Annotated in this window: 22 protein-coding genes; 12 read left to right on the plus strand and 10 right to left on the minus strand. The window is 70.0% G+C overall.

Annotated elements, in window-relative coordinates:
- Positions 1 to 15: 15 nt before the first annotated feature.
- Positions 16 to 927 carry a DMT family transporter gene (locus AC07OH_RS13485; RefSeq protein WP_495301023.1) on the minus strand — a complete coding sequence of 304 codons (912 nt, stop codon included), beginning with the start codon at positions 925 to 927 and terminating at the stop codon, positions 16 to 18.
- Between the two features lie 109 nt (positions 928 to 1,036).
- Here AC07OH_RS13485 and AC07OH_RS13490 point away from each other — a divergent pair, with 109 nt between their 5' ends.
- Positions 1,037 to 2,023, plus strand: coding sequence for a quinone oxidoreductase family protein (locus AC07OH_RS13490; RefSeq protein WP_495301024.1), 987 nt, complete (start codon positions 1,037 to 1,039; stop codon positions 2,021 to 2,023).
- A gap of 111 nt (positions 2,024 to 2,134) precedes the next feature.
- A complete protein-coding gene (locus tag AC07OH_RS13495) occupies positions 2,135 to 2,557 on the plus strand; it encodes a response regulator (RefSeq protein WP_095743895.1) in 423 nt (140 codons plus the stop codon).
- Here the strand turns inward: AC07OH_RS13495 and AC07OH_RS13500 are convergent.
- Entirely contained in the window at positions 2,517 to 3,443 is a 927-nt protein-coding gene (locus AC07OH_RS13500; RefSeq protein ID WP_062479435.1) for a LysR family transcriptional regulator, read from the minus strand. The genes AC07OH_RS13495 and AC07OH_RS13500 overlap by 41 nt on opposite strands.
- Before the next feature lie 70 nt (positions 3,444 to 3,513).
- Here AC07OH_RS13500 and AC07OH_RS13505 point away from each other — a divergent pair, with 70 nt between their 5' ends.
- The 3 genes from AC07OH_RS13505 to AC07OH_RS13515 all read left to right on the plus strand — a co-directional run bounded on the left by AC07OH_RS13505 (position 3,514) and on the right by AC07OH_RS13515 (position 6,715).
- Positions 3,514 to 4,521 (plus strand): bile acid:sodium symporter family protein, encoded by a 1,008-nt coding sequence (locus AC07OH_RS13505; protein ID WP_495301025.1) that lies wholly within the window; start codon positions 3,514 to 3,516, stop codon positions 4,519 to 4,521.
- A gap of 158 nt (positions 4,522 to 4,679) precedes the next feature.
- On the plus strand, positions 4,680 to 5,840 hold the full coding sequence (locus AC07OH_RS13510) for a porin (protein WP_495301026.1): 1,161 nt from the start codon (positions 4,680 to 4,682) through the stop codon (positions 5,838 to 5,840).
- A 269-nt stretch (positions 5,841 to 6,109) separates the two neighbouring features.
- Entirely contained in the window at positions 6,110 to 6,715 is a 606-nt protein-coding gene (locus tag AC07OH_RS13515) for an ATP-binding protein (RefSeq protein WP_495301027.1), read from the plus strand.
- Here the strand turns inward: AC07OH_RS13515 and AC07OH_RS13520 are convergent.
- Entirely contained in the window at positions 6,704 to 7,660 is a 957-nt protein-coding gene (locus AC07OH_RS13520) for a LysR family transcriptional regulator (protein WP_495301028.1), read from the minus strand. The genes AC07OH_RS13515 and AC07OH_RS13520 overlap by 12 nt on opposite strands.
- A gap of 152 nt (positions 7,661 to 7,812) precedes the next feature.
- Between AC07OH_RS13520 and AC07OH_RS13525 the strand changes: the two genes are divergently transcribed.
- Complete coding sequence (locus AC07OH_RS13525; RefSeq protein ID WP_495301029.1) at positions 7,813 to 8,691, plus strand: pirin family protein; 879 nt, start codon at positions 7,813 to 7,815, stop codon at positions 8,689 to 8,691.
- 27 nt (positions 8,692 to 8,718) lie between these two features.
- Here AC07OH_RS13525 and ureG read toward each other — a convergent pair whose 3' ends face one another.
- From ureG to ureE, 3 genes are all read right to left on the minus strand, one after another.
- The gene (gene ureG / locus AC07OH_RS13530; protein ID WP_159278198.1) at positions 8,719 to 9,369 is read right to left on the minus strand and encodes an urease accessory protein UreG; all 651 of its coding nucleotides are present in this window, start codon (positions 9,367 to 9,369) and stop codon (positions 8,719 to 8,721) included.
- Between the two features lie 21 nt (positions 9,370 to 9,390).
- On the minus strand, positions 9,391 to 10,062 hold the full coding sequence (locus AC07OH_RS13535) for an urease accessory protein UreF (protein ID WP_495301030.1): 672 nt from the start codon (positions 10,060 to 10,062) through the stop codon (positions 9,391 to 9,393).
- Positions 10,063 to 10,211: 149 nt separating this feature from the next.
- Positions 10,212 to 10,808, minus strand: a complete 597-nt coding sequence (gene ureE / locus AC07OH_RS13540; protein WP_495301031.1) for an urease accessory protein UreE — start codon at positions 10,806 to 10,808, stop codon at positions 10,212 to 10,214.
- Positions 10,809 to 10,879: 71 nt separating this feature from the next.
- On the opposite strand from ureE, the gene AC07OH_RS13545 reads away from it, so the two are divergent.
- The 4 genes from AC07OH_RS13545 (at position 10,880) to AC07OH_RS13560 (ending at position 14,133) form a co-directional block, all read left to right on the plus strand.
- Positions 10,880 to 11,107: an AbrB/MazE/SpoVT family DNA-binding domain-containing protein gene (locus tag AC07OH_RS13545; RefSeq protein WP_095743901.1), complete on the plus strand. Its 228-nt coding sequence runs from the start codon at positions 10,880 to 10,882 to the stop codon at positions 11,105 to 11,107.
- Complete coding sequence (locus AC07OH_RS13550) at positions 11,104 to 11,508, plus strand: type II toxin-antitoxin system death-on-curing family toxin (protein WP_495301032.1); 405 nt, start codon at positions 11,104 to 11,106, stop codon at positions 11,506 to 11,508. The genes AC07OH_RS13545 and AC07OH_RS13550 overlap by 4 nt, the downstream gene beginning before the upstream one ends.
- A 133-nt stretch (positions 11,509 to 11,641) precedes the next feature.
- Positions 11,642 to 12,580 carry an AraC-like ligand-binding domain-containing protein gene (locus AC07OH_RS13555; protein ID WP_495301033.1) on the plus strand — a complete coding sequence of 313 codons (939 nt, stop codon included), beginning with the start codon at positions 11,642 to 11,644 and terminating at the stop codon, positions 12,578 to 12,580.
- Between the two features lie 152 nt (positions 12,581 to 12,732).
- Positions 12,733 to 14,133, plus strand: a complete 1,401-nt coding sequence (locus AC07OH_RS13560) for an amidase (RefSeq protein WP_495301034.1) — start codon at positions 12,733 to 12,735, stop codon at positions 14,131 to 14,133.
- 126 nt (positions 14,134 to 14,259) lie between these two features.
- On the opposite strand, the gene ureC is transcribed toward AC07OH_RS13560, so the two are convergent.
- Genes ureC through AC07OH_RS13580 form a run of 4 tightly spaced genes read right to left on the minus strand, consistent with a single transcriptional unit; the run spans position 14,260 to position 17,223 of the window.
- Positions 14,260 to 15,978, minus strand: coding sequence for an urease subunit alpha (gene ureC / locus AC07OH_RS13565; RefSeq protein ID WP_495301035.1), 1,719 nt, complete (start codon positions 15,976 to 15,978; stop codon positions 14,260 to 14,262).
- A 3-nt stretch (positions 15,979 to 15,981) separates the two neighbouring features.
- Positions 15,982 to 16,287, minus strand: a complete 306-nt coding sequence (locus AC07OH_RS13570) for an urease subunit beta (protein WP_070063624.1) — start codon at positions 16,285 to 16,287, stop codon at positions 15,982 to 15,984.
- 7 nt (positions 16,288 to 16,294) lie between these two features.
- Positions 16,295 to 16,891, minus strand: a complete 597-nt coding sequence (locus tag AC07OH_RS13575) for a HupE/UreJ family protein (protein WP_495301036.1) — start codon at positions 16,889 to 16,891, stop codon at positions 16,295 to 16,297.
- 29 nt (positions 16,892 to 16,920) lie between these two features.
- Positions 16,921 to 17,223 (minus strand): urease subunit gamma, encoded by a 303-nt coding sequence (locus tag AC07OH_RS13580; protein WP_495301037.1) that lies wholly within the window; start codon positions 17,221 to 17,223, stop codon positions 16,921 to 16,923.
- A 102-nt stretch (positions 17,224 to 17,325) separates the two neighbouring features.
- Between AC07OH_RS13580 and AC07OH_RS13585 the strand changes: the two genes are divergently transcribed.
- Together AC07OH_RS13585 and AC07OH_RS13590 are read left to right on the plus strand one after the other, a co-directional pair.
- Complete coding sequence (locus AC07OH_RS13585) at positions 17,326 to 20,952, plus strand: hybrid sensor histidine kinase/response regulator (protein WP_495301413.1); 3,627 nt, start codon at positions 17,326 to 17,328, stop codon at positions 20,950 to 20,952.
- Entirely contained in the window at positions 20,949 to 21,980 is a 1,032-nt protein-coding gene (locus AC07OH_RS13590) for a response regulator (protein ID WP_495301038.1), read from the plus strand. The genes AC07OH_RS13585 and AC07OH_RS13590 overlap by 4 nt, the downstream gene beginning before the upstream one ends.
- Positions 21,981 to 21,999: the final 19 nt, after the last annotated feature.

Raw genomic sequence — 21,999 nt, forward strand, 5'->3', positions numbered from 1 at the left:
CACAGCGGCGCGCGTTCAGCGCCGCGACGACACCACGATCCCGCCCACGATCAGCACGAAGGCGGCGCCGTGGTACCAGTACGGCGCCTCGCCGAGGAAGGCCGCCGACAGCACGGCCGCGAACAGCGGCGTGAGGTTCATGAAGATGCTCGCCGCCTGTGGCCCCGCGCGCTGCACGCCGGTGCCCCAGCAGCGGTAGGCCAGCACGGCGGGGCCGATGCCGATGAACAGCATCGCCGCAATGAGCGGCCAGCCCAGGTCGAGGTGGGCGGGCGTGAACGTCCACTCGCCGGCGGCCAGTGCGCCTGACCACGCGACACCGAACACCAATTGCGCCATCAGGAAGGCAGCCCAGTCGCTGCGCACGTTGGCAGGCTCGTGCGTGCGCGCGAGCAGCCAGCTGTAGAAGGCCCAGGCGATGGTGCCCGCGATCATGTACAGGTCGCCCGGCACCAGCCGCAGCGCCAGCAGCTGCTGCCACTCGCCGCGGCTCAGCACCAGCAGCACGCCCAGCATCGACAGCAGCGCGCCGCCCAGCGCGCGCCGGCTGACGCGCGCGCCGAAGCACAGCGTGCCCACGGCCAGCATCCACAGCGGCAGGCTGGAGCCCACCAGCGTGACGTTGATCGGCGTGGAGGTCTGCAGTGCCAGGTACTGGAAGGCGTTGTACAGGCCGATGCCCAGCAGGCCCAGCAGCGCGTAGCGCCGCCAGTGCGCCCACAGCGGACTGTCGCGGCGCAGCACCCAGGCCGCCAGCGGCAGCAGCAGCACGAACGCGATCACCCAGCGCACGAAGTTCAGCGTCAGCGGCGACACCAGCGCGCGCACCAGCCGGCCGACCACCGCATTGCCGGCCCACAGCAGCGGCGGCACGGTGAGCAGAAGGGCGGTGAGGGGCGTGAGGCGGTGGTGCGATGCGGACGACATGGCCGCCGACTCTACCGGGCCCGCGCAGTGTCCGTGGCCCGTCGAGAAATGGTCAAACGTGGCACGATGCCCGTCCCATTCTTTTTTCCCCTGCGTGGAGACAGCAACGATGTTGAGCAAAGCCGTCCGTATCGACCGCCACGGCGGTCCCGAGGAACTGAAGGTCGTCGAGGTCGAGGTGGGCGAGCCCGGCCCCGGCGAGACCCGCATCCGCCACAAGGCCGTGGGCCTGAACTTCATCGACACCTACCAGCGCACCGGCCTGTACCCGTTCCAGATGCCGCTGCAGCTGGGCATGGAAGCCTCGGGCATCGTCGAGGCGGTGGGCGAGGGCGTGACGCACCTGAAGGCCGGCGACCGCGCCGCCTACGCGAGCCAGCCGCCCGGCGCGTATTGCGAGCTGCGCGTGATGCCGGCCAAGTGCGTGTGCAAGCTGCCCGACGACATCTCCTTCGAGACCGGCGCGGCCATGATGCTCAAGGGCCTCACCGCGCAGTACCTGCTGAAGAAGACGCTGCCCGCCGAAGGCCTGCAGCCCGGCGACTTCGTGCTGTTCCATGCGGCGGCCGGCGGCGTCGGCCTCATCGCCTGCCAATGGGCCAAGGCGCTCGGCCTGCAACTCATCGGCACGGCCGGCAGCGACGCCAAGTGCCAGCTCGCGCTGGCGCACGGCGCGGCGCACGCCATCAACTACAGCACCGAGAACTTCGCGGCGCGCGTGAAGGAGATCACCGGCGGCCAGGGCGTGAAGGTGGTGTACGACTCGGTGGGCAAGGACACTTTCGAAGGCTCCGTCGACAGCCTGCGCCCCTTCGGCCTGCTGGCGATCTTCGGCAACGGCTCGGGCCCGGTGCCGCCGGTCAACCTCGGCCTGCTGGCCTCGAAGGGCTCGCTCTACGTGACGCGCCCGACGCTGTTCACGCACATCGCCACGCGCGAGCGCACGCAGGCCATGGCCGACGACCTGTTCGCGGTGGTGCAAAGCGGCGCGGTGAAGATCCCGATCGACCAGCGCTACGCCCTGGCCGACGTGCAGCAGGCGCACCGCGACCTCGAGGCGCGCAAGACCACGGGTTGCACCATCCTCACGCTCTGAGTCCGGGCGGGTGGCCGGCGGGTGATGTCCTACGCGCGGTGGGGTGTCACACCTTCGACTTGTGGCGGGCGCAATTTGTAGCCTGCATTTGTCCCCTCAGCAGAGCCCGCCATGACCACCGTCCGCGCCTTCATCGTCGAAGACAACCCCGCCCAGCGCGCCAGCCTGGCGGGCACGCTGCGCGAGATGGCGCGCATCGATCCGGTCGGCCAGGCCGAATCGGAGGCCGAAGGCACGCGCTGGCTCACGCGCAACCCGGCGCTGTGGGACCTGGCCATCGTCGACCTCTTTTTGGGCGACGGCACCGGCTTCAGCGTGCTCGAGGCCTGCCGCAACCGCGACCCGAGGCAGAAGATGGTGGTGCTGAGCAACCACGCCACGCCCGAGACGCGCCGCAAATGCGCGCAGCTCGGCGCCGACGCGGTGTTCGACAAGGCCACAGAGGTCGAGGAGCTGATCGACTTCTGCGTGCGCCAGCGCCAGGAGCGCTTCTTCAGCGCGCCTTCGTCGGCGGGGCCGCGGGCGCCTCACTGAGCGCCGCCGTCTCGCGCACCATGCGCCAGACCCGCTGCGCGAGCGGCGACAGCTCGCGGTTGCGGCGCCGGATCAGCATGATCGCGCGCTGCACGTTGGGCACCAGCGGGCGCACCACCAGCCGCGCCAGCCCCTCGGGCGGCAGCGACAGCCCCGGCATCACGCTGATGCCGATGCCGGCCTCGACCATGCGGAACACGGTGGTCGCATGGCCCAGCTGCTGCTTCACGTCGCAGCGCGCGCCGTGCCGCTCCAGCGCCTGGTCGATGAGGCGCCGGCTGCCCGAGGCGTGATCGAGCAGCACCAGCGGCTGGCCGTCGAGCGCCGACCAGTTCACCGAGGCCTTCTTTTCCGTCAGCCGGTGGCCGGGCAACGTGACCACCATGAAGGGGTCGTTGAGGATCGACTCGCAGTGCAGGTCGTCGGCCTCGGAGGGCTCGATCACCACGCCGAAGTCGACCTCGCCGCTGCGCACGCTGTCCAGCACGTCCTGCTGGATGCGGTCGAGCAGCAAAAACTGGATGCCCGGCGCCTGCACCGCGCAGGCCGCGATGCAGTCGGGCATGAGGTTGGCCGAGAGCGTGGGGCTGCTGGCCACGCGCACCTTGCCGCCGCGCGCGCTGGCCAGGCCGGCCACGTCCTGCAGCGTCTGGTCGAGTTCGTCGAGCACGCGGTCGAGGCGCGCCGCGAACGAGTGGCCGGCTTCGGTCAGCACCACCTCGCGCGTGGTGCGGTCCAGCAGCTTGAGGCCGAGCTGGGCTTCGAGCTCCGAGATCGACCGGCTCACCGCCGGCTGGCTCAGGCCCACCTGGTCGCCGGCACGGCTGAAGTTGCGGCCCTCGGCCACAGAGCGGAAGACGCGGAGTTGGCGCAGCGTGACGTTCATGCGCTCAAATCATATATCCATCCGATAAATCCATTTCTCTTTTGAATGGCCGGAAGGTCCAATGCAGGCCATGGCACGTTCACGCTTTCTTCCTGACAACTTCACGCTCACGCTCGTCGCGGTCGTCACCCTGGCCAGCCTGCTGCCCGCCAGCGGCCGTGTGGCCCATTTCTTCGAGGGCCTGACCACGGTCGCGATCGGGCTGCTGTTCTTCCTGCACGGCGCCAAGCTGTCGCGCGAGGCGATCCTGGCGGGCATCACACATTGGCGGCTGCACCTGCTGGTGTTCGCCTGCACCTTCGTCCTGTTTCCGGTGCTGGGGCTCGCGCTGCGGCCTGTGCTGGGGCCGCTGGTGACGCCGCAGCTGTACACGGGCGTGCTGTTCCTGTGCGTGCTGCCGGCCACGGTGCAGTCGGCGATTGCGTTCACTGCGATGGCGCGGGGGAACATGCCGGCTGCGATCTGCAGCGCTTCGGCCTCGACGCTGCTGGGCGTGTTCATCACGCCGGTGCTGGTGAGCCTGGTGGTCTTGCCTGAAGGCGGTGCGGTGGCGTCGTCTTCGTCGCTCGATGCGATCGGTCGCATCCTGCTGCAGCTGCTGGTGCCGTTCGTCATCGGCCACCTGTCGCGTCCGTTGATCGGCAAGTGGATCCAGAAGCGCGCCGCGGTGCTGAAGTTCGTGGACCAGGGCTCGATCCTGCTGGTGGTCTACACGGCGTTCAGCGCGGCGGTGATCGAAGGGCTCTGGAAGCAGATTCCGGTGAGCGCGCTGCTGGGCCTGCTGCTGGTGTGCGGCGTGCTGCTGGCGCTGGCACTGGGCCTCACGACGTTCATGGCGCGGCGCTTCGGCTTCAACATCGAAGACGAGATCACCATCGTCTTCTGCGGCTCCAAGAAGAGCCTGGCGAGCGGGATTCCGATGGCGAAGGTGCTGTTCGCCTCGCACGCCGTCGGCGCGATCGTGCTGCCGCTGATGCTGTTCCACCAGATGCAGCTGATGGTGTGCGCAGTGCTGGCGCAGCGCTACGCGCGGCGCGCGGCGCCAGCCCCGGCGCCTGCGCTTCGCACGGCCGAGTAGCCTTTTCGGCGCAAGGCGTTCACGCACCGGCCGGCGCGTGAACGCAAAACAACACCCGCGAGGGGAGGGCTGGCGTCCACCAGATTCCTCCAATTTTGAACAGGACCATCCGGTCAGCGGCTCGATGAAGAGCAGCTGAAAACCCCGGAGAAACCTGAATGAAGAAATCCCTCACGGCACTCGCCGCGCTGGCCGTCACCGGCCTGGCCTCTGCCCAATCGTCGGTCACCCTGTTCGGCGTCGTCGATGCCGGCGTGAGCTACCAGAGCGCCACCTCGCGCAACCCCGTCACGGGCACCACCAGCAAGCAGAGCCAATGGAGCCTGGCCAACTCGGGCTACAACTCCAGCCGCATCGGCTTTCGCGGCACGGAAGACCTGGGCGGCGGGCTCGCCGCCAGCTTCTGGCTCGAGGCGCCGATCAGCAACGACGACGGCGCCACCGGCATCGCCAACTTCAACCGCCGTTCCACCGTCAGCCTGTCGGGCGGCTTCGGCGAAGTGCGGCTGGGCCGCGACTACACGGCCACGTTCTGGAACGACACGGTGTTCGACCCGTTCGGCACCAACGGCTCGGGCTCGAGCGTGATCAACACGGTGAGCGGCAGCACCGCGCTGGGCAACACGAACTACGTGCGCGCCAGCAACATGGTCGGCTACTTCCTGCCGCCCAACCTCGGCGGCTTCTACGGCCAGCTGCAGTACAGCCTGAACGAGAACACGAAGACCAGCGCCACCGACACCACCGCTGCCACCAGCAGCAGCGCCGGGCGCTATGTCGGCGGGCGTTTCGGCTATGCGAACGGGCCGCTGGACATCGCGCTGGCGGTGGGCCAGAACGTGGCGGTCGACACCACCACGCTCACGCGCAAGGTGCAGACCATCAACCTCGGCGCGTCGTACGACTTCGGTCCGGTCAAGCTGTTCGGCGAGTTGTCGAACGTGAAAAACAAGTTCGACCTCGCGGCGCTGGGCAACCGCCACGACAGCTACAACGGCTACCTGATCGGCGCGAGCATGCCGGTGGGCGCGGGCCTGATCCGCGCGTCGTACTCGACCGTTCGCTACAACGAAGGCGCGGTCGGTGTCACGGGCGACGACCCGCGTGCGAACAAGCTCGCGATCGGCTACGTGCACAACCTGTCCAAGCGCACCGCGCTGTACGCCACCGTGGCGCGCGTGAGCAACCGCAACGACGCGAACTACACGGGCAGCCTCACGGCCGCCAGCACCACGGGCTACGGCAGCACCGGCGTGGGCTACACGGGCCTGCCGCGTTCGTCGACGGGCTACGACTTCGGCATTCGCCACGCGTTCTGATCGGCCCCCGTTCGCGTGCGGGGGCGCTGCCGGCGCACGCGAACGGGCCCTGCCGTCGAACCAGCCATGCATCGATTCACATGATCCGAATTCATCACCTCGCAGGCGTGCTGGCAGCGCTCGGCCTGTCGGGCTGCATCGTGCTGCCGCCGCCTCTTTTTCCGCCCGGGCCACCGCCGGGGTTTCGCGAGGGGCCCCCGCCACGCTGCGAGGCTCCGAGCGGCTGCGCGCGGCCGGCCTTTCCTGAAACGCGCTGAGGACTGTCGACCGTGTACGGCAGTTCACTCGGCCTGGTCATTGCCACGCTCATCGGCCTCGGCCTGACCGGCGTGCTCGCGCTGATGGGCGCGCTGTTCGTCGCCAACGCCCGCGCGGCGGTGCACGCCCGTAGCCTCGCGCAGCAGGCCCGCACCGAGCTGCACCAGCACCTGGCGGACAGCCGCGTGCAGGATCTGCGGCCTTTGCTCGGCGCGACGCCCGATGCTGCAGACGCGCTGCGCCTCGCGGTGGACCTGCCCGCGGAAGCGGTGCCGGTCTTCGGCATTCCCTCGGAGCTGCGCGAGTTGCTGGCCAAGGTGGCCGCGCATGCCGCGCGCGTGATGGCCGCGGGCGCGACGCTGCAGGTGCGCGCGCGCATCGAAGGCACGCAGGCCGTCGTTCACTGGCGCGACCTCGACGCCGACAGCGAGCGGCCGCCGCTGGCGCGCTTTTTCGATGCGCTCGACGCCGCCTCGCTGGCCAGTGCGCGCATCTGCGAGCGCATCGCGGGGCGCCACGGCGGGCGCATCTATTCCGCGCCGGACGACGGCGGCGTGCTCGGGCTGACGCTGCGCCTGCCGCTCTATGCGCCAGTGACCGCCGGATCAGTCGACTGAGGTGCGCGTCGGCCCCGGCGCGGCCGGTACGCCCGAGAGCTCGAGGGCTTCGAGCGCCTCGTATTCCACCGCCAGGAAGTCCACCAGCTTGCGCACCGACGGCAGCAGGCCGCGGCGCGAAGGGAACACCGCGTGCACGATGCCGCTGCGCGGCGCCCATTGCGGCAGTGCGTCGACGAGGCGGCCGGCCTGCAGGTCGTCGCGCACCATCATCGTCGGCATCTTGGCCACGCCCACGCCCTGCAGGGCGGCATGCCGCAGCGCGGCCATGTCGTCGGTCACCAGGCGGGGCTGGTGGCGCACCTCGGCGCTCGCGCCGTCGGGGCCCTCGAGCGACCAGGTGTGGTGCGGCTGGGCCGGGCCGAGATCGAGGCTGGGCAGCAGACCGATGTCGGCGGGGCTGGCCGGCGCCGTCAGGCCTTCGAGCAGGCGCGGGTGGGCCACGAGGCGCTGCGTGCTGTGGCCCAGCACCTTCATCACCAGGTCGGTGTCTTCGAGCGGCGGAAAGCGCACGCGCAGCGCGAGGTCGAAGCCTTCGCGGATCACGTCGACGCGGCGGTTGGTGCTCTCGAGCTGCACGGTCACGCGCGGGCACTCGGTCATGAAGCGGGCGATCATCTCGGCCACCTGGTAGTACACCAGCGCCGGCGGGCACGACAGCCGTACCAGCCCCTGCGGCTGGGCCTGCAGGCGGTCGATGGCCTCCTGCGCGGCGTCGGCCTCGACCAGCATGGCCACGCAATGCTCGTAGTACTGGCGGCCGATGTCGGTGACGCTGAAGCGGCGCGTGGAGCGCTGGATCAGGCGCACGCCCAGCCGCTCTTCGAGCAGCGCGATGCGCCGGCTCAGGCTCGACTTGGGCACGCTCAGGGCGCGGCCGGCCGGGGCAAAACCGCCGTGGTCGACCACCTGGGCGTAGTAGTAGAGATCGTTCAGGTCGCGCATGGCTTTTGGGGGTCCTCCGTGCCGTTGATCGTTCGCCAGATGGAACGATGAGGGCGAATTCTGGCATCTACTCAAAGCATCGTTGCGGCTCCATCCTTGATCCATGGCTTTCCCGTTCCGGGCGAGCCGCCAGATGGAAAGGAACACAGACCATGAAGAAGATCCTCGGCACCTACAGCGCACCGCGCCCGCACTGGGTGGGCGACGGTTTTCCCGTGCGCTCGCTGTTCAGCTACGACACGCTGGGCCGCCACGCCAGCCCCTTCCTGCTGCTGGACTACGCCGGCCCGGCCCGGTTCACGCCGACCGCACAGCCGCGCGGCGTGGGCCAGCACCCGCACCGCGGCTTCGAGACCGTGACCATCGTCTACAAGGGCGAGGTGTCGCACCGCGACTCGACCGGGCAGGGCGGCACCATCGGCCCCGGCGACGTGCAATGGATGACCGCCGGCGCGGGCATCCTGCACGAGGAGTTCCATTCCGAAGCGTTCACGCGCGACGGTGGCGAGCTCGAGATGGTGCAGCTGTGGGTCAACCTGCCCGCCCGGGACAAGATGGCCACGCCGGGCTACCAGGCCATCGTCGATGCGCAGATTCCGTCGGTGCCGCTGCCCGAAGGCGCGGGCAGCGTGCGGGTGATCGCGGGCGACTACCTTGGCCGCAAGGGGCCGGCCCGCACCTTCACGCCCATCGACGTGTGGGACCTGCGCCTGAACCAGGGCGCGCAGGTGACGCTGCCGGTGCCCGAAGGCCACACGGCTGCGCTGGTGGTGCTGCGCGGCACGGTGCAGGTGAACGGCGAGACGGTCGTGCGCGACGCGCAGATGGTGCTGCTCGACCGTGCGGGCGACGCGCTCACGATCGATGCCAACAACGACGCGGTGGTGCTGCTGCTCAGCGGCGAGCCGATCGACGAACCCATCGTCGGCCACGGCCCGTTCGTGATGAACACGCGCGACGAGATCGTGCAGGCGATGAAGGACTTCGGCAGCGGGAAGTTCGGGCAGATGCCGGAGGCCGTGGCGCACTGAGCGCCCACCGCCGCCCTGGTTGAAGAATCAGGCGGCGGTGAGCATGCCGCGCGTTTCGATGAAAGCGACCACCTCGGCGACGCCGGTCAGCGTCTTGAGGTTGGTCATCACGTAGGGGCGCTGGCGGCGCATGCGCTGGGTGTCCTGTTCCATCACGTCGAGGTTCGCGCCGACGTAGGGCGCGAGGTCGGTCTTGTTGATGACGAACAGGTCGCTCTTGGTGATGCCGGGGCCGCCCTTGCGCGGGATCTTTTCGCCGGCCGCCACGTCGATCACGTAGATGGTGAGGTCCGACAGCTCGGGGCTGAAGGTGGCGGCCAAGTTGTCGCCGCCCGATTCGACGAACACGATGTCGGCGTTCGGAAAGTCTTCGAGCATGCGATCGATGGCCTCGAGGTTGATCGAGGCGTCTTCGCGGATCGCGGTGTGCGGGCAGCCGCCGGTTTCCACGCCCATGATGCGCTCGGCCGGCAGCGCGCCGGCCACGGTGAGCAGGCGCTGGTCTTCCTTGGTGTAGATGTCGTTGGTGATGGCGACCAGGTCGTATTTGTCGCGCATCGCCTTGCAGAGCATTTCGAGCAGGGTGGTCTTGCCCGAGCCGACGGGGCCGCCGATGCCCACGCGCAGCGGCGGGAGCTTCTTGGTGCGGTTCGGGATGTGGTGCAGGGCGGAGGTCATGGGCGAAAAGGTCCGGTTCGGTCAGCTTCGGAAGAGGCGGGAATATTGTGTTTCATGGCGGGCCGACAACACCGCCAGCAGGGGCGCGAAAGCCTGGCGCTCGTCGTCGCTCAGTTGCATGGCGCGGTCAACGGCCGCAGGGATTTCGTTCGCCAGCCGCGCCAGGATGCGCTGGCCCGCGCTCTGGCCCAGCGGCACGGCCTTGACGGCGGCGGCCACCATGTTCTCGGCCCAGCCGAAGGCGAAGGCCAGGCAGCCGTCCTGCACCGAGGCTTCGGTGCGGCTGGCGGCGAACGCGAAGGCCACGGGGTAGGTCGCGGGCAGGCCGGCGAAGACCTCGGCGGTGTCGGCATGGTGCAGCTTCAGCCACTCGACGAAGGAGCGGCCCATCTGCTCGGTCTGCAGGAAGAACTCGGCGGATTCGCGGGTGTGCAGCACCCAGTCGTTGAGGGTGCGGATGCGCTGCGCGTCGTTCGCGCGCCAGGCGGTGATCGCCTGGGCGGCCAGGGCGAGGTCGCCGCGCGCGAAGCTCAGGTGCAACTGGTCGGAGAGCCACTCGGTGGCGCTGGCTTCGGAGTTGATGCCGGCCCATTCGACCGCGGCCTCGACGCCCTCGGAATACGAGAAGCCGCCGACCGGCAGGGCGGGGGAGGCGAGCCAGATGAGCTGGAGGAGGCTGTGCGGGGTCGGCATTTGTCTATGGGCGCGCGCCGCTGTTCAGGGCGCGTGCGCAGGCCAGCGGGTACTTCCCTCCGCGAATGTCCCCCGGGCTTCGCCCTCCTCCTTGATTTTGCTGCGGGAAGCACCCAGTGCCCTGCGCACGAGAAGAGCGGTGGGTCATTTCAATGTGAGTGGCCGTGGCCGTGATCGTCGTCGAGCAGTTCGGGGGCGAGCACGAGGGGCTTGGGGCCGCTCTTGCCGTGGGAATGTCCGTGGTCATGGCCATGGTCGTGGTCATGACTGTGGCCGCCGTGCGAATGCCCTTGCGCGCCGTACGCGCCGCCTTCGGGCTCGAAGGCTTCCTCGACGGCGACGACGATCAGGTGCATCGAGCGCAGCATGTCGGCCAGCACGTGGTCGGGTTCGATCTTCAGGTGGTCGGGCTTGAGCTCGATCGGCACATGCCGGTTGCCCAGGTGGTAGGCCGCGCGCGTCAGGTCGAAGGGCGTGCCGTGGGCGGTGCAGTGCGTGATGCGCAGCACGGGCTGCGGCGCCGCGATCACGCGCACCAGCGAGCCGTCTTCCGCCACCAGCACGTCGCCGCCGCGCACCGCGGTGCCGCGCGGCAGGAAGATGCCGATCTGCCGGCCCTGCGAGTCGGTGGCGTCGAAACGGCTTTTCTGGCGCACGTCCCAATCGAGTTCGATGGTGGCGGCACGCTTGAGCAGCACGGGCGCGAGACCGCGGCCCTGGGGCATGAGTTTGTTGGCGGTGAGCATGGCGGGTTGCGACTCCAGATGAGGCGGAATAATATAACGCTTGTTATAACTTTTGCTCGTGGGAGTCCGCCATGTCCGCACTCAAACTGACCCAGATCGGCAACTCGGTCGGCGTCATCCTGCCCAAGGAGGTGCTGGCCAGCATGAAGGTCGGCAAGGGCGACACGGTCTACCTCACGCAGGCCGCGGGTGGCGGCTTCACGCTCACGCCGTACGACGACGCCTTCGAACGCCAGATGGAGGCGGCTCGGCGCGTCATGAAGAAGCGGCGCAACGTGCTGCGCGAGCTGGCGAAGTGAGCGCGGCCAACCAGGCCTGGGTCTGGCTCAGCCTGCAGTTGATTCATGCGGTGCATGAAGAGCAGTTGGCCGAGCATGGCGGGCCCGCCGGCGTGCGCGACGAGGGCTTGCTGGCCTCGGCCATGGGCCGGCCGCAGAACCGCGCGCTGTACGAATCGCCCGATGCGGCCACGCTGGCCGCCGCCTACGCCTTCGGCATTGCGCGCAACCACCCCTTCACCGACGGCAACAAGCGAACCGCTTTCGTCGCGATGGAAGTGTTCCTCGACCTCAACGGCTTCGAGTTGGTGGCGTCCGACCATGACTGCGTGCTCATCACGCTGAAGCTCGCCGAAGGCGGGCTGGACGAAGACGCGCTCGCCCAGTGGGTTCGCGAGCACCTGGCGCCACGCAACGACTGAAGTGGCGCGCGCGGCGCGGGTGAATGAAAACGCAGGCATGGACACAGTGCAACAAGGGTTCCTCCTCCCGTAGCAAGGACCGGGCCCCGCGCAGGGCTTGCCTGCGCGCCCCATCCGCCCCAGCATCCGCGTCATGAACAGCCTGGCCTACCTGACGACCGATGTCGCGACCCCGCTGCGTTTCGACTACTGGCACGACGTCGTGTGCCGCCACTGCATTCCCGCGGCCAGCCGTGCGATGACGGCCGAGCCGTTCGAGGGGCGGCTCGACGTGCGCGAGGTGGGCGCGGTCAGCGTCAACCGCATGTCGGCGCCGATGCATCACTGGTCGCGCGACGCGCCCCACCTGCGCCGGCATCCGCTGGACGACCTGTGGCTGGCGTTCGTGCAGGAGGGCGAGGGCACCTTGGTGCAAGGCGGGCGGCAGGGGCGGCTGCGCAGCGGCGACATGCTGCTCTACGACGCCGGCCGGCCGTTCGAATGCACGCTGGACGCACGCTCGGTCTACCTGGCGCGCATGCCGCGCCGGCTGCTGCTGCGGCGCTTCGCGAAGGCCGAAGACTTCACCGCCCACACCATCGCCGCAGACCGTCCCGGCGCGGCGCCGCTGCACGCGATGCTGCGGGAGACGGCGAACCCGGCCTTTGCGCAGCCGCATTCCGCCGCGGCCGAGCGCTTCGGCGGCGCGCTCATCGACCTGCTGGCCGTGACGCTCGAGCTGCAGCAGGACATGGCTGGCGACGCCGGCGCCGAGCGCGGCCTGCATGCGCGCATGACGGCCTACATCGAGCGCCATCTGGACGACCCGGCGCTCTCGCTCGATACGTTGGCGCAGGCGCACCACGTCTCGGCGCGCACCGTGGCGCGGGCGTTCGCGCGCCAGGGCGCCACGGCGATGGGCGCGGTCTGGCAGGCGCGCCTGGCGGCCAGCCGCGAGGCGCTGGTGGGCGGGCGCGCGCACAGCGTGACCGACGTCGCGTTCCAGCACGGGTTTTCCGACCTGTCGCATTTCAGCCGGGTCTTCCGCAAGGCCTACGGCTGTGCGCCGCACACGCTGCTGAAGCCGCGCTGAGCGCCGCACGCGGGGTGTCCGCCCCAGCACAAGTGCATGTCCGAAAGAGACCAGCGCGGGCCGCCCCGCGCCGATAAGGTTCGCCCGGGGTGGCAGCTTCGCCACTTGGATTCGGACCTTCTTTCTCAACCCTACACATGCGGGAGTCAGTCATGGCGGACAAGGAATTGCATCATCTCGAACTGCTGGAGGTCGGCCGGCAGATCCAGTCGCGCGAGCGCTCGTCGGAAGAAGTCACGCGCGCCATGCTCGCGCGCATCGAGGCCGTCGACGGCCGCTTGCGCAGCTACGCGACGCGCATGGACGCGCAGGCGCTCGACGAGGCGCGCCGCGCCGACACCGAAATCGCCGCCGGCCGCGCGCGCGGACCGCTGCACGGCGTGCCGCTGGCCGTGAAGGACCTGCTGTGGACCGAGGGCGTGCCGAGCGCGCACGGCATGACGATCCACCAGGCGTTCCGCCCGACGGAAGACGCGACCGTGGTGCACCGCCTGCGCGAGGCCGGCGCGGTGATCCTGGGCAAGCTGCAGCAGACCGAAGGCGCCTTTGCCGACCACCATCCGCAGATCGCGTCGCCGGTCAACCCGTGGGACGCCACGCTGTGGCCCGGCGTGTCGTCCAGCGGCTCGGGCGTGGCCACGGCGGCGGGGCTGTGCTTCGGCGCGCTGGGCACCGACACGGGCGGATCGATCCGCTTTCCGTCGGCGGCCAACGGCATCACGGGCCTCAAGCCGACGTGGGGGCGGGTGAGCCGCCACGGCGCCTTCGAGCTGGCCGCCTCGCTCGACCACATCGGCCCGATGACGCGCAGCGCGGCCGATGCGGGCGCGATGCTGGCGGCCATCGCCGGCGCCGACCCGCGCGACCCGACGGCCAGCACGCTGCCGGTGCCCGACTACCTGGCGACGATGACGCGCGGCTTGGCCGGCCTGCGCGTGGGCATCGACCCCGCCTGGACGCTGGACCGCGTGGACGCCCCCACGCGCGCCACGCTCGCGGCCGCGATCCGCACGGTGGAGTCGCTGGGCGCCTCGGTGCGCGAGGTGGTGTTTCCCGACACGGCGCAGGCCGTGCTCGACTGGTCGCCGCTGTGCGCGGTCGAGACCGCCGTGGCGCACGAGGCCACGTACCCGTCGCGACGCGATGAGTACGGCCCGGGCCTCTCGGGGCTGATCGACCTGGGCCTGTCGCAAAGCGCCACCGACTACCAGAAGCTGCTGCTGCGCCGCGCCGATTTCACCGGCCGCGTGCGCACGTTCTTCGAGCAGGTCGACCTGCTGCTGATCCCGGCCATTCCCTTCGCAGCACCGACGCTCGAACGCGCCGGCCAGCTCGGCGTGGACCCCGAGCTGCTGGCGGGCATGCTGCGCTACACCTGCCCGTTCGACCTCACGGGCAGCCCCACGCTCACCTTGCCGGGCGGCGCCACCGAGGCGGGCGTGCCGGTGGCCTTCCAGTTCGTGGCGCCGCACTTCGGCGAAGACCTGCTGGTGCGCGCGGGCTGGGCGTTCCAGCGGGAGACCGACTGGCACCGCCGGCACCCGCCGGTCTGAGACGGCTTCGCAATCAAGGCGATCGCCGCGTTGCGTCGCCTTGCCGTGCGTCAGCACTGTCTGCGGCTTCGCGCCTTGCGCTCACCTTGATTGCGAACCCGTCAGACGGCCGCGTCGCGGCCTCCTTCAGAACAGGAAGTAGCGCTGCGCCATCGGCAGCACCTTGGCCGGCTCGCAGGTCAGCAGCTGGCCATCGGCGCGCACGGCGTACGTTTGCGCGTCGATCTCCATCTTCGGCGTGTAGCCGTTGTGGATCAGGTCCTGCTTGCGCACGTTGCGGATGTTCTTCACTGCGCTCAGGTGCTTGCTCAGGCCGTAGCGTTCCTTGATGCCCGCGGCCAGCCCGGCCTGCGAGACGAAGGTCAGCGAGCTCTTCGCTAGCGAGCCGCCGTAGGCGCCGAACATCGGCCGGAAGTGCACCGGCTGCGGCGTGGGGATCGACGCGCTGGGGTCGCCCATCGCGGCCATCGCGATGGTGCCGCCCTTGATGATGGTGAAGGGCTTCACGCCGAAGAAGGCCGGCTTCCAGACCACGAGGTCGGCCCACTTGCCGACCTCGATGGAGCCCACCTCGTGCGCGATGCCGTGCGCGAGGGCCGGGTTGATCGTGTACTTGGCCACGTAGCGCCGCACGCGGAAGTTGTCGTTGCGTTCGCTGTCCTCGGGCAGCGTGCCGCGCTGCTGCTTCATCTTGTGCGCGGTCTGCCAGGTGCGGATGACCACCTCGCCGACGCGGCCCATGGCCTGGCTGTCGGAGCTGAACATGCTGATCGCGCCCAGGTCGTGCAGCACGTCCTCGGCGGCGATGGTTTCCTTGCGGATGCGCGACTCGGCAAAGGCCAGGTCTTCGGCAATGCCGGCATCCAGGTGGTGGCACACCATGAGCATGTCGACGTGCTCGTCGAGCGTGTTCACGGTGTAGGGCATCGTCGGGTTGGTCGACGAGGGCAGGAAGTTCGACTCGCCCACCACGCGCAGGATGTCGGGTGCATGGCCGCCGCCCGCGCCCTCGGTGTGGAAGGCACAGATGGCGCGCCCGCCCACGGCGGCGATGGTGTTCTCGACGAAACCCGATTCGTTCAGCGTGTCGCTGTGGATCGCCACCTGCGTGTCGGTGGCGTCGGCCACGTCCAGGCAGTTGCTGATGGCCGAAGGCGTGGTGCCCCAGTCTTCATGCAGCTTCAGGCCCATGACGCCGGCCTCGATCTGCTCGTGCAGCGCATCGGGCAGGCTGGCGTTGCCCTTGCCGAGGAAGCCCAGGTTCATCGGGAACGCGTCGGCCGCCTGCAGCATGCGCTCGATGTGCCAGGGGCCGGGCGTGGCGGTGGTCGCGAAGGTGCCGGTGGCCGGGCCGGTGCCGCCGCCGAGCATGGTCGTCACGCCCGAGGTCAGCGCCTCCTCGATCTGCTGCGGGCAGATGAAGTGGATGTGGCTGTCGATGCCGCCCGCGGTGACGATGGTGCCCTCGCAGCTGATGATCTCGGTGCCCGGGCCGATGACGATGTCCACGCCCGGTTGCACGTCGGGGTTGCCGGCCTTGCCGATGGCGGCGATGCGGCCGTCCTTCAGGCCGATGTCGGCCTTCACGATGCCCCAGTGGTCGAGGATCAACGCGTTGGTCATCACCGTGTCGACGGCGCCCTGCGCGCGCGTGCGCTGCGACTGCGCCATGCCGTCGCGGATCGTCTTGCCGCCGCCGAACTTCACCTCTTCGCCGTAGCCGCCGGCGCGCAGCGTGTAGTCGGCTTCGACTTCGATCAGCAGGTCGGTGTCCGCAAGGCGGACCCGGTCGCCCACGGTGGGACCGAAGATTTCTGCGTAGGCGCGTCGCCCGATGGTGGCCATGTTTTAGAGCTTCCCTTGAACGAGGCCGCGAAAGCCGTAGACGATGCGATCGCCGGAAAAATCGACCAGCTCGACCGTGCGCTGCTGGCCCGGCTCGAAGCGCACCGCGGCGCCCGAGGCGATGTTCAGCCGCATGCCGCGCGCGGCGGCACGGTCGAAGTCGAGGGCGCCGTTGGTCTCGGCAAAGTGATAGTGCGAGCCGACCTGGATCGGCCGGTCGGCCGTGTTGCGCACCACCAACGTGAGGGCGCGGCGGCCGGGGTTGAGCGTGTGCTCGCCGTCGTCGGTGAGGAGTTCGCCGGGCGTCATGGCCGCCTCAGACCGCCTGGGCCAGCAGCGTGGCGCCCAGGGCGACGACGGCCGCGCCGGCCACGCGCGGCAGCCAGGCGTTGGCATGGCGCAGCGCCCAGCCCAGCGCGATGCCGGCCGCGTGCAGCAGCAGCGTGGCGCTGACCATGCCGGCCAGCGTGAGGGCCGCGCCGTGCTCGCCCGCCAGTTCGTGGCCGTGCGCCACGCCGTGGAAGACGGCGAACAGGCCCACGACGGCCATGGCGACACCGGCCGGCAGGTGCACGCGCGTGGCGACCAGCAGGCCCAGCACCAGCAGCGAGGCGGCGATCATCGGCTCCACCGCCGGCAGCTGCACGCCGGCGAGCCCGGCCAACGCGCCCGCGAGCAGCATGCCCGCGAAGGCCAGCGGCGCCCACAGCAGGTCGGGCCAGGCACGGTGCGCGACCAGCGCGCTCCACAGGCCGACCGCGACCATCGCCGCGAGGTGGTCGGCGCCGGTCAGCGGGTGCATGAAGCCGGCGGTGAAGCCGTGGTGCACGCCGCCGTCGACGCCGGTGTGGGCACTGGCGGCCAGCGGCAGGAGGAGGGCGGCGAGCAGGGCGGAAGTCTTTGCGAAGCGCATGGAGGGGTCTTTCTTCTTATGGCGGAGGTTCAGACGATCGGCTGGTGGACGGTCACGAGCTTGGTGCCGTCGGGAAAACTGGCCTCGACCTGGATGTCGGGAATCATCTCGGCGATGCCGTCCATCACCTCGGCGCGGGTGAGCACGCTGCGGCCCTCGCTCATCAGCTCGGCGACGCTTTTGCCGTCGCGGGCGCCTTCCATCACGGCGGCGGTGATCAGCGCGACGGCTTCCGGGTAGTTGAGCTTGAGCCCGCGCGCCTTGCGGCGTTCGGCCAGCAGCGCGGCCGTGAAGATCAGCAGCTTGTCTTTTTCGCGCGGGGTCAGTTCCATGGCGGAGGTGGGGTCGGGTGGCGGTCGGTGATTATGGGCAAGGCTGTGGCTTTGCAACAGTCGTGCCCTGTTCGCCAAATGCCGTACCCGGTGGCATGAAAGCTGCACCGAAACGGTGTGAATTCCGCCGACCGACCTCTCCTGACCGACGACGCCCCCCAGCGCATCGTCAAGGTGCGGCGCGACTACAACAGCTGGGTCGCGAGCGAAACGCTGGAGGACTACGCGCTGCGCTACACGCCGCAGCGCTTTCGCAAATGGTCCGAATGGCGGGTGGCCAACACGGCCTTCGGGGCGGCCTCGTTCCTGGTGCTGGAGGCGGTCGGCGCCACGCTGCTGGTGCAGTACGGCTTCGCCAACGCCTTCTGGGCGATCCTCGTCACCGGGCTCATCATCTTCCTGGCGGGGCTGCCGATCAGCGTGTACGCGGCGCGCTACGGCGTCGACATGGATTTGCTCACGCGCGGCGCGGGCTTCGGCTACATCGGCTCCACGCTCACCTCGCTGATCTACGCGAGCTTCACCTTCATCTTCTTCGCGCTCGAGGCGGCCGTGATGGCCTATGCGCTCGAGCTGGCGCTGGGCATTCCGCCGGTGTGGGGCTACCTGGTGTGCGCGCTGGTGGTGATTCCGCTGGTCACGCACGGGGTGTCGGTGATCAGCCGGCTGCAGCTGTGGACGCAGCCGCTGTGGCTGCTGATGCTGGTGGTGCCCTTCGTCTTCGTGCTGGTGCGCGATCCTGGTGCGTTCGCGGGCATCACGCACTACGGAGGGGCGAAGTCGGGCGCGCAAGGATTCAACCTGCACCTGTTCGGTGCCGCGCTGACGGTCGGCATCGCGCTCATCACGCAGATGGGCGAGCAGGCCGACTACCTGCGCTTCATGCCCGCGCGCACCGCGGGCACGGCGCGCCGCTGGTGGGCCGGCGTGCTGGCGGGCGGGCCGGGCTGGGTGGTGCTGGGCGTGGTCAAGATGCTGGGCGGGGCGGCGCTGGCCTACCTCGCGATCACGCACATGGTGCCAGTGGAGCGCGCGGTCGACCCGAACCAGATGTACCTGGCGGCCTACGAGTACGTGTTTCCGAACTACGGCTGGGCGGTGGCGGCGACGGCGCTGTTCGTGGTGGTCTCGCAGCTGAAGATCAACGTGACGAACGCCTACGCCGGCTCGCTGGCCTGGAGCAACTTCTTCTCGCGCGTGGCGCACAGCCACCCGGGGCGCGTGGTGTGGGTGGTGTTCAACGCGCTCATCGCCTTCATGCTGATGGAGATGAACGTGTTCGAGGCGCTGGGCGACGTGCTGGGGCTCTTCGCCAACATCGCCATCGCCTGGATGATGGCCGTGGTGGCCGACCTGGTCGTCAACAAGCCGCTGGGGCTGTCGCCGCCGGGCATCGAGTTCAAGCGCGCGCACCTGTGGGACATCAACCCGGTGGGCGTGGGCGCGATGGCGCTGGCGTCGGTGCTGTCGATCACGGCGCACCTGGGCGTGTTCGGGCCGCTGGCACAGGCCTTCTCGGCGCTGATCGCGCTGGGCACGGCGCTGGTGGCATCGCCGCTGCTGGCGTGGGCCACGGGCGGCAAGTACTACCTGGCGCGCACGTCCGACGCGGGCGGCTCCGTGCTGTTCGCGCCGGCGGCGGGCGGGCGCAAGGTGCGCTGGGCGCGGGTCGAGCCGTCGCCGGACGAGGGTGGCAGCTACCAGCGATTGAAGGTGCAGCACTGCGTGATCTGCGAGCGCGAGTACGAAGGCCCCGACATGGCGCACTGCCCGGCCTACCAGGGCGCGATCTGCTCGCTGTGCTGCACGCTCGACGCGCGCTGCGGCGACCTGTGCAAGCCGCACGCGAGCCTGTCGGCGCAGTGGTCCGCCGTGCTGCGCTGGCTGCTGCCGCGCCGCAGCTGGCGCTACCTGGACACGGGGCTCGGGCACTTCCTGCTGCTGATGCTGGTCATCGTGCCGCTGCTGGCTGTGGTGTTCGGTGTGCTCTACCAGCAGGAGCTGCGGGCCTTGAGCGAAAGCGCGCTCGCGCTGGCGGCGCAGGCCGACGTGGGCGGGGCGCTGGTCGCGGTGCAGCAGGCGTCGCTGCGCTCGGGTTTTCTCAAGGCCTACATGGCGCTGCTGGTCATCGCGGGCATCGTCGCGTGGTGGCTGGTGCTGGCGCACCAGAGCCGCAAGGTGGCGCAGGAAGAATCGAACCGCCAGACCCACCTGCTGGTGCGTGAGATTGCGCTGCACCGCGAGACCGACCGCGCACTGCAGGACGCCAAGCAGAGCGCCGAAGAGGCCCGCGAGATCGCCGAGCATGCCAAGCTCGCGGCCGACCAGGCGCGGCGCGCGGCGGACCTCGCGAACCAGGCCAAGAGCCGCTACATCAGCGCCATCAGCCACGAGCTGCGCACGCCGCTCAACAGCATCCTGGGCTACGCGCAGCTCATGGGCGAAGACCACTCGGTGCCGCCGCACCGCCAGCAGGCGGTGGCGGTGATCAAGCGCGGCGGCGAGCACCTGCTGTCGCTCATCGAGGGCACGCTGGCCATCGCCCACATCGAGGCCGGCAAGCTCACGCTCGACGCGCGGCCGATGCGCTTTGCCGATGCGATGCGCGAGTTGGCCGACATGTTCGAGCTGCAGGCGGCCGAGAAGGGCCTGCGCTTTCGCTTCGAGGCGGCCGGCACGCTGCCGGACGTGGTGCGCGCCGACGAGAAGCGCGTGAGCCAGATCCTCATCAACCTGCTGGGCAACGCGATCAAGTTCACGGCGGCGGGGCAGGTGACCTTGCGCATTTCGTACGCACGCGAGTTCGCCGCCATCGAGATCGAGGACACCGGGCCGGGCATGACGGCGGCCGATATCGAGCGCATCTTCGAGCCCTTCGCGCGCGGCCACGCGGCGGTGTCGTCGGCGCCGGGCGCGGGCCTGGGCCTGACCATCGCGAAGATGCTGACCGACCTGATGGGCGGCGAGATGAAGGTGCGCAGCACGCCGGGCGAGGGCTCGCTGTTCTGCGTGCGGCTGTTCCTGCCGCGGGTGCACGAGGCGGTCGCGGGCAGTGCGCGCGTTGCACCGGCGCCGCGCGCGCGGCGCGGCTACGAGGGCGCGCGTCGGCGCCTGCTGGTGGTCGACAACGAGGAGGCCGACCGCGAGCTGCTGGGCCATGTGCTCGCGCCGCTGGGCTTCGAACTGCGCAGCGCGGCCAGCGGGCACGACGCGCTGGACCTCATCGCCGCGGGCTACCGGCCCGACGCCATGTTCGTCGACCTCGCGATGCCCGGCATCGACGGCTGGGAGACCATCCGCCGCGCGCGCAAGCTGGGGCTGGCCGACGCGTCGGTGGCCATCGTCTCGGCCAACGCTTTCGACAAGGGCCTGGACAACGACGTGGGCATTGCGCCCGAAGACTTCTTCGTCAAGCCCGTGCGCCACACCGAACTGCTCGACTGGCTGGAGCGCCGGCTCGCCCTGCAGTGGACCGACACCGCCGCGCGGCCCGCGCCCGCCGTGGCCGCGCCGCGCGCGATGCAGCCGCCGTCGCTGGCGCGCCTGCGTGCGCTCGACGAGGCCGTGGGCCTGGGCTACTTCCGGGGCATCATGAACCAGCTCGACGACATCGACGCCGCGCAGCCCGAGTGCGCCGCGTGGACCGAGGCCCAGCGCGCGCTGGCCCGCCAGTTCCAGTTCGAAGCCATGGGCCGCGCGCTGGCCGAAGCCGCCGAGGGCGCCGCATGACCCTGTTGTCTCCACCGACCCTGCCCACTTCACCGCTCGCCCGGACGCTGCGCGAGCAGCAGGGCGCCCACGGCGACCTGGTGCTGATCGTCGACGACGTGCCCGACAACCTCGCCGTGCTGCACGACGCGCTCGACGAATCGGGCTACACCGTGCTCATCGCCACGAACGGCGAGCAGGCGTTGCAGCGCGCCGCGCAGGCGCGCCCCGACATCGTGCTGCTCGACGCGATGATGCCGGGCATCGACGGCTTCGAGGTGGCGCGCCGGCTCAAGGCCGATGTGGCCACCGCGCACATTCCCATCGTGTTCATGACGGGCCTCACAGAAACCGAGCACCTCGTGGCCGCGCTCGAGGCGGGCGGCGTCGACTACGTCACCAAGCCCATCAAGCCCAAGGAGGTGCTGGCGCGCATGAACGTGCACCTGCAGGGCGCGCGCCGCGCGCGGCAGGAGGCGCACCAGGCCGGGCAGGCGCGCAACGCGCTCGACGCCTTCGGCTACGCGAGCATCACGGTGCGGCTGCCCGAGGGCCGGCTGATCTGGCAGACGGCGCTGGCGCGCGAGCTGCTGGCGCGCTACTGCGAAACGCAGGCGCCCGAGACGCCGCCGGCCGTGCTCGGCTGGCTGCGCCAGCACGCGCCCGAAGCCCGCGCACGCGGCATCGAGCCGCCCGCGCTGGTGATCGCGCAGGGCGCGCGCAGCCTGAGCCTGCGGCTGCACCGCCAGACCGGCGAGGACGACGCCGGCGACGAATGGATGATCGTCATGCGCGAGGTCTCCGACACCGCCGTGATCGAGGCCATGAGCCTGAGCCTGAAGCTCACGGCGCGCGAGGCCGAGGTGCTGTACTGGGTGGTCAAGGGCAAGACCAACAAGGACATCGGCGAGATCCTCGGCAGCAGCCCGGCCACCGCCAAGAAGCACCTGGAGCGCGTGTACGTGAAGCTGGGCGTGGAGACGCGCACGGCAGCGGCCGGCGTGGCGATCAAGCGCATCCGCGAGCTGCAGCCGCAGTTCGAGTTCTGAGGTCGTGAAGGGGGCGAGG

The sequence above is a fragment of the Variovorax sp. GW821-FHT10C12 genome (assembly GCF_059415405.1).

Coding starts and splice junctions, on each gene's coding strand:
- AC07OH_RS13485 (WP_495301023.1), bottom strand. CDS start 927: ATGTCGTCCGCATCGCACCACCGCCTCACGCCCCTCACCGCCCTTCTG.
- AC07OH_RS13490 (WP_495301024.1), top strand. CDS start 1,037: ATGTTGAGCAAAGCCGTCCGTATCGACCGCCACGGCGGTCCCGAGGAA.
- AC07OH_RS13495 (WP_095743895.1), top strand. CDS start 2,135: ATGACCACCGTCCGCGCCTTCATCGTCGAAGACAACCCCGCCCAGCGC.
- AC07OH_RS13500 (WP_062479435.1), bottom strand. CDS start 3,443: ATGAACGTCACGCTGCGCCAACTCCGCGTCTTCCGCTCTGTGGCCGAG.
- AC07OH_RS13505 (WP_495301025.1), top strand. CDS start 3,514: ATGGCACGTTCACGCTTTCTTCCTGACAACTTCACGCTCACGCTCGTC.
- AC07OH_RS13510 (WP_495301026.1), top strand. CDS start 4,680: ATGAAGAAATCCCTCACGGCACTCGCCGCGCTGGCCGTCACCGGCCTG.
- AC07OH_RS13520 (WP_495301028.1), bottom strand. CDS start 7,660: ATGCGCGACCTGAACGATCTCTACTACTACGCCCAGGTGGTCGACCAC.
- AC07OH_RS13525 (WP_495301029.1), top strand. CDS start 7,813: ATGAAGAAGATCCTCGGCACCTACAGCGCACCGCGCCCGCACTGGGTG.
- ureG (WP_159278198.1), bottom strand. CDS start 9,369: ATGACCTCCGCCCTGCACCACATCCCGAACCGCACCAAGAAGCTCCCG.
- AC07OH_RS13535 (WP_495301030.1), bottom strand. CDS start 10,062: ATGCCGACCCCGCACAGCCTCCTCCAGCTCATCTGGCTCGCCTCCCCC.
- ureE (WP_495301031.1), bottom strand. CDS start 10,808: ATGCTCACCGCCAACAAACTCATGCCCCAGGGCCGCGGTCTCGCGCCC.
- AC07OH_RS13545 (WP_095743901.1), top strand. CDS start 10,880: ATGTCCGCACTCAAACTGACCCAGATCGGCAACTCGGTCGGCGTCATC.
- AC07OH_RS13555 (WP_495301033.1), top strand. CDS start 11,642: ATGAACAGCCTGGCCTACCTGACGACCGATGTCGCGACCCCGCTGCGT.
- AC07OH_RS13560 (WP_495301034.1), top strand. CDS start 12,733: ATGGCGGACAAGGAATTGCATCATCTCGAACTGCTGGAGGTCGGCCGG.
- ureC (WP_495301035.1), bottom strand. CDS start 15,978: ATGGCCACCATCGGGCGACGCGCCTACGCAGAAATCTTCGGTCCCACC.
- AC07OH_RS13570 (WP_070063624.1), bottom strand. CDS start 16,287: ATGACGCCCGGCGAACTCCTCACCGACGACGGCGAGCACACGCTCAAC.
- AC07OH_RS13575 (WP_495301036.1), bottom strand. CDS start 16,891: ATGCGCTTCGCAAAGACTTCCGCCCTGCTCGCCGCCCTCCTCCTGCCG.
- AC07OH_RS13580 (WP_495301037.1), bottom strand. CDS start 17,223: ATGGAACTGACCCCGCGCGAAAAAGACAAGCTGCTGATCTTCACGGCC.
- AC07OH_RS13590 (WP_495301038.1), top strand. CDS start 20,949: ATGACCCTGTTGTCTCCACCGACCCTGCCCACTTCACCGCTCGCCCGG.